We start from the raw sequence: 5,824 nt of genomic DNA, 5'->3' as shown, positions 1-5,824 counted from the left end.
AATTAAAATCACACTTCTTCATCCATTTTCAAAGTATCATTAATAAATTCTGAATTAGTGATAATGATTGTTAAATCTTAATTGAATAGTTTTTCCCCTCAAAGTTTAAAGGTATAATATGTATAGACATTAAGGGAGGTGGAAATATGTCATTGGTATTTATGGCACTTTATCGTCCAAAAACAGGGAAAGAAAACGAGTTAAAAGAAATTCTTAAAGTACATATTCCAACGTTACGAGAAGAAGGATTGATAACAGACCGTGAGTTACTCACTCTTCAAGCGGAAGATGGGACAATTATTGAAATCGCCGAGTGGAAGTCCAATGAGGCTATAGAAAAAGCACATCAATCAGAAAATGTAATGTCCGTTTGGAATAAAATCAGTTCTGTTGCCGAACTGACTAGTCTTTCATCACTTGCTGAGGCTCAAGCACCTTTTCCTAATTTCAAACCTTTATAGACGTATAAAAAGTGGCTTCACTCACATCTGAAACGCCACTTTTTCTGATTAAATATTTGAGTGATTTTAGCAAAATAGTAGCTTGGCAAACCTATTGCCAAGCTACTTCTACTGTTTTTAATGATTTCTTCTCTATTCTACTTATCTACTTAACTGTTTCACTATTTTAGGCTTTTTTTCCTTGCTTACTTTGATGATTTCACCAATGATACTGATGGCAATTTCTTCTGTTGTTTCCGAGCCAATTTCCATTCCAATCGGAGAATGAATCTGCTCCAACTGTTCTGGTGTGACTCCTTCACTTTTTAATTTATCAAATATTCTTATGACCTTGCGCTTGCTGGCGACCATCCCAACATAGGCAATCGGAAATTGCAGTGCCGTTTTTAAGACAATATCATCACGGTCTTTTGTCACAATCACCACGTATGAGTTTTTATTTAGATTGGCTGCAAGCATTGCCTTTTCAATATCCTCGTTCACGAAAAGGTTGGTTGCATTAGGAAAGCGGTCCTCCGTACAATAACCAGCCCTATCATCGACAATGCAATAAGGATATTCAAGAAAATCTGCAAGCTTTGCCAATGCGTAGCCTAAATGACCGGCTCCGGCTATTACTAATTCAGGCTTGCTTGTATATACTTCAATAAACACACGCAATGTTCCCCCACAATTCATCTGAATTCCGTCTTTTGCTTGTTTATTCAATTTATATTCCACGATTTTCGATTGCCCATTTTGGATCGCCTTTACGCTGTCTTCGATAATATAGTGTTCAGCCAAGCCCCCTCCGACAGTCCCTTCAATCGTCCCATCACGGTATACAATCATTTTTCCAACATGCCGGGGAGTCGAGCCCTTCGATTCAATGATCATGGCTAAAGCAAAGGTTTCATTTTGACGTGTCAGCATGGCCACTTTTTCCATCAGCAGCATGGTTAGCTCCCCCCTTTTTTAAAGATTAATTCGGTTGATATTGCTTCATGGTTAGAAAATAACGTAATAGATTTAAGGCGACTGTTTTTCTGTAAATCGCCGTGGAGCGCTGATCGTCAATTGGTTTTATGATTTTATCGAAAGCGGCCACAACCTGAGCGAGATCGGCAACGGATAATGGCATGTTTTTTCCAACCAGCTTTTTTTCAATCTCCATGGAGCGAACCATCGTAGGTCCGACTGCCCCAAAGGCAAAGCGAATATCCTCGATTTGGGTGCCCTTCATCCGGATATATCCGGCAAACCCTACTTTGGCAATGGCATCGGCGTTGCGGTTGCCGACTTTCTCAAAAACGACATGAGCACCTTCTGCGAATATGGATGGCAAGATAATTTCGGCTAAAATTTCATCATGATTTCGCCCGACCCTTCGCGGCCCCTGAATAAAATCGCTAATCGCTACCACACGATCACCGTTAACGGACCGCAGCAGAAGTTTTGCATTGTAGACATATAATAATGGCAATGTGTCACCAGCCGGAGAAGCATTGCAAATATTTCCTCCCAATGTCCCTCTGTTTCGAATGGCCGGTGCGGCAATTGTTTTGATGGCATTCTTTAAGGGCTGTGGAATCAACGGGTCTTCCAGTAATTCGCTATAGGTACAGCAGGAACCGATATGAAGATCCTTTTGATTTTGATACACCCGCTTTAGTTCAGAAAGATGATCAATAAAAATAATCGGATTCGGGATTTTCGGAGGAACTCCCCTTCCACTTTTGTGAAGGACCATAATATCAGTGCCTCCGGCAATGAGTGCACAGTCTTCTTGGTTCAGTTGGCTCAACGTTTGGTCTAAACTGTCGAAGCGGTACGCGGTTATTTTTTCTGCCATATGCCGTCCCCTTTTTTAGCTGCCAGATTGATCGCATCCACAATCATATTGTAGCCCGTACATCGGCATAGATTTCCGGAGATCCCTTCACGAATTTCCTCCTCTGTAGGTTGAGGGTTATTGGATAATAAAGCGGCACTTGCCATGACCATGCCTGGAATACAGTAACCGCATTGCACTCCTCCGGCCAGAGAATAGTATTCATCTAGAATCTTAAATTGTTCCGTGTCCATAATCCCTTCGATGGTTTGAATATGGGCTCCCGAAATCGAACCGATCGGGATCAGGCAGCTGTTTTGCAGAAGGCTATTAACAAAAACACTGCAAGCTCCACATTCTCCTTCACCGCAGCCTTCCTTTGTTCCGATTAACCCCAACTCCTCTCTCAAGAAATCTAGTAATCTTGTCGTGGCTGTGGCATCCGTTTCTACTGTTCTTCCATTTAGTGTAAATGAAATCAACCTTCTTCACCCTCTTTCATCCAAAGACGTTCCATAACGACTTCTGGTGTAATCGGAATTTGCTGAAAAGAAGTTTGCAGGGCATCCTCAATCGCTGCCTGAACGGCTGGAGCACCGCCGATTAACGTCAATTCACCTGCGCCTTTCGCTCCGTATGGACCATCCGCATAAGGATTATCAAAAACCTTGCTTTCGATGGAAACGACGTCCAATGAAGTCGGCGGTCCATAATCCGAAATGCTTTTTTGTTGAATTCTGCCTTGCTTCGAAGTCATCTTTTCTAAATAGCCGTAAGCTAATCCTTGAGCTAAACCACCGTCAATTTGTCCTTTCATAATCCGGTCATCAATGACCTTCCCCACCTCATAATTGGCGTATACTTTTTCCAACTTCACATTTCCTGTTAAACTATCTACTTCTACTTGCACAATATTCACGCCCCATGAATAAGCCGGGTAGGCATCTCCCGTGAAGGTTTTTTCGTCCCAGGGAATCATTTCACGGTGAACATAGTTCTCTCTTACTTCCTGTTCCACCCCTGTTTGCCACTGAGCCTTCAGTTTTTGGGCAGCACGTTCAAGCAATTTTCCGACAATCATCGTTGTACGAGAGGCAACGGTCGGACCAGAGTCGGGAACCTCTTTGGTATCGGGACTCGGGTACAAAACTTTGTCAAACGGTAGGTCGAGTTCTTTTGCGACAATCTTACTTAACGTCGTATAAATGCCTTGTCCCATATCAGAATTGGAGATTTTTAGCATAACTCTGTCATCCTTTGATTTCACCAGCCTTACTGTTGCTTTGATATGATCTCTTTCCCCGCTGCCTGTAAATCCGCAGCCATGAAGGAAAAGCGAAGTTCCGATGCCTTTTTTATAGCGCTGATTTTGTTGATTAGAACGGTAAAATTCCTCCTTTTTCTTTTTGTATTGTGACGTGTTGAGTAAATCCTCAATCATCTCTTCGACTAATATTGGATCACGGAATTTTCCTTTGGTGATGGTGGGGTCTCCTTGTTTGACGAGGTATTTTCGTTTATAGTCAAATGGTTCTATGTTTGCTAGTTTACTAAGATGTCCCATATGACTTTCGATTCCAGCAAAGCTTTGGGGAGCACCAAAGCCTCTGAAGGCACCGTTTGGAACGGTATTGGTTTTTAAAACATAGCCTTTTGCATGAAAATGAGGAATTTTATACACACCGGCACTATTTATTAAGGCACGCTGCAGCACGACAGAACTCAATCCTGCATTTGCTCCGCCATCCAGAAAAATGTCGACACACATGCTTAAGATATTTCCTTCCTGATCAAGGGCCGTTCGATAGGTAAGTTTGGCTGGATGCCTTTTGGTCGTCACTACCATATCCTCCGAACGGTCGAACACAAGCATGACCGATTTTTTGACTGCTTTTGCTGCAACGGCTACATGACAGGCCATCATCGAAGGAAAATCCTCTTTGCCGCCAAAACCACCGCCGGTAGGACTTTGAACCACTCTGACTTCATCGTCACCACAGGCTAAAGCGCTTAGCAAGGCATTTTTTATATAATAAAGACATTGCATCGAACCCTGGACCACGATTTCATCATCCTTATAGATGGCGAGCATTCCTTGCGGCTCAAGGTATACATGTTCCTGATAACCGGTATCATATTCTTCTTCAATGATTTGATGAGCTCCCTGCTCGATTGCGGAAATGGTCGCTAAGCTTTCCCCAAATTCATAGTTTGCCATCACCACTCCGGATGATGATTTTTGTTGGATGGCATCGTCCAATGTATAAATGGCCGGATGTTCTTCAAAATCAATCTTTACTTCATTTAGCAGACTATACAAGGTATCCAAGTCTTCTCCAACAAGCATAAGTATTGGTTCCCCAATATAATGGACCCACTCATTGGCGAAAATGGGCTGATCTTCTTGGATAATTTTCACATAATTCGGTCCAGGGATATGCTCTGCTCCTACGGCTTCATACCCTACTGGCAGGTTTGGTAAATGAATGGATCGGATCTTTCCATATGGAATCGGTGACCGAACCAAAACTCCATACACCATGTTTTCCACTTTCACATCACTAATATAAGCCAATTGGCCAGATACTTTCCCTTTATGGTCCTTTTTGGGCACTGAGGTGCTTATGTCTTTTAGCTTCATTCCGGCAACACCCTTCGACTCATTTTTTATTGCGCACACGTAATAAATAGAAACCTCTTCCTACGATTTTATAAATAAAAATAATCTTTTATGATTAATTTTTATTCAAGAGTTTCGGTGTTTTTCAATCCTAGTTCCAAAAGGTAAGCGTTCATTTCTCCCTTTACTAATTCTATTTTTTCAATGTGCAGCGTAAAACCAACTTCTTCAAAAATAGGAATATATCTTTTTCTAGTGATAGAGCCCTTCCATTCTTAATTTCATAACATACATTGTAATAATGAGATTAAAGTGGCAGCAATGCCTCATATTGGGTAATCGTATTTTTCCTAAGTGGAGGGATTATTTATTAAAAAAATAATTATGAACGAAGCGATTCAATCAAAAGAAGTGAGACTCGTTTCAGAAGGCGGTCAACAAGTCATCCCTACCATTCAAGCACTTAACATGGCCATTGAAATGGGATTAGACCTTATTCAAATCAGTGAAGCTAATCCGCCAGTGTGCAAGATCTTGGATGGTGGAAAATACAAATTTGAATTACAGAAAAAAGAAAAGCAGAACAAACAGAATCAGCAAACAATCGAAACAAAAGAAATACGTATGTCCATTACAATTGGTGAAAATGACTTCCAAACAAAAGTAAAAAGCGCAATCTCCTTTTTAACCAAAGGTTATCATGTAAAGGTAAGCGTTCGTTTCCGAGGAAGGGAAATCACGCATACAAACCTTGGCGAAGAACTCCTCGCAAATTTCTGCCAAGAAGTTAGCCACTTGGTAAAGTCTCAAACAAAAGCGACATTACAAGGCCGTATCTTATCGGTCATGTTAATGCCATAGAAATCAAGACCAAAATAAAAAAGTGAACCTTTTTTTGGCCATAATAAAGGACCCTTACGCTCTGTATAGGTC

The 5,824-nt window shown here is 41.4% G+C and carries 6 protein-coding genes; 2 read left to right on the top strand and 4 right to left on the bottom strand.

Annotation, left to right across the window (positions count from 1 at the left end; genetic code table 11):
• Positions 1-146: 146 nt before the first annotated feature.
• On the top strand, positions 147-461 hold the full coding sequence (locus tag V7266_RS00095) for an antibiotic biosynthesis monooxygenase (RefSeq protein WP_335465076.1): 315 nt from the start codon (positions 147-149) through the stop codon (positions 459-461).
• 141 nt (positions 462-602) lie between these two features.
• Here the strand turns inward: V7266_RS00095 and V7266_RS00090 are convergent, their stop codons facing one another.
• Genes V7266_RS00090 through V7266_RS00075 form a run of 4 tightly spaced genes read right to left on the bottom strand, consistent with a single transcriptional unit; the run spans position 603 to position 4,912 of the window.
• On the bottom strand, positions 603-1,397 hold the full coding sequence (locus tag V7266_RS00090; protein WP_335465075.1) for an XdhC family protein: 795 nt from the start codon (positions 1,395-1,397) through the stop codon (positions 603-605).
• Positions 1,398-1,422: 25 nt separating this feature from the next.
• A complete protein-coding gene (locus V7266_RS00085) occupies positions 1,423-2,292 on the bottom strand; it encodes an FAD binding domain-containing protein (protein WP_335465073.1) in 870 nt (289 codons plus the stop codon).
• Positions 2,277-2,753: a (2Fe-2S)-binding protein gene (locus V7266_RS00080; RefSeq protein WP_335465071.1), complete on the bottom strand. Its 477-nt coding sequence runs from the start codon at positions 2,751-2,753 to the stop codon at positions 2,277-2,279. The genes V7266_RS00085 and V7266_RS00080 overlap by 16 nt, the downstream gene beginning before the upstream one ends.
• Positions 2,750-4,912, bottom strand: a complete 2,163-nt coding sequence (locus V7266_RS00075; RefSeq protein WP_335465069.1) for a xanthine dehydrogenase family protein molybdopterin-binding subunit — start codon at positions 4,910-4,912, stop codon at positions 2,750-2,752. Before V7266_RS00075 ends, V7266_RS00080 begins: the two co-directional genes overlap by 4 nt.
• 363 nt (positions 4,913-5,275) lie before the next feature.
• Here V7266_RS00075 and infC point away from each other — a divergent pair, with 363 nt between their 5' ends.
• Positions 5,276-5,752: a translation initiation factor IF-3 gene (infC, locus tag V7266_RS00070; protein ID WP_335465067.1), complete on the top strand. Its 477-nt coding sequence runs from the start codon at positions 5,276-5,278 to the stop codon at positions 5,750-5,752.
• Positions 5,753-5,824: the final 72 nt, after the last annotated feature.

Source organism: Neobacillus drentensis (genome assembly GCF_036965645.1).
Lineage (GTDB): Bacteria > Bacillota > Bacilli > Bacillales > Cytobacillaceae > Neobacillus > Neobacillus drentensis_D.
This window is presented reverse-complemented; position numbering and strand designations above follow the sequence as displayed.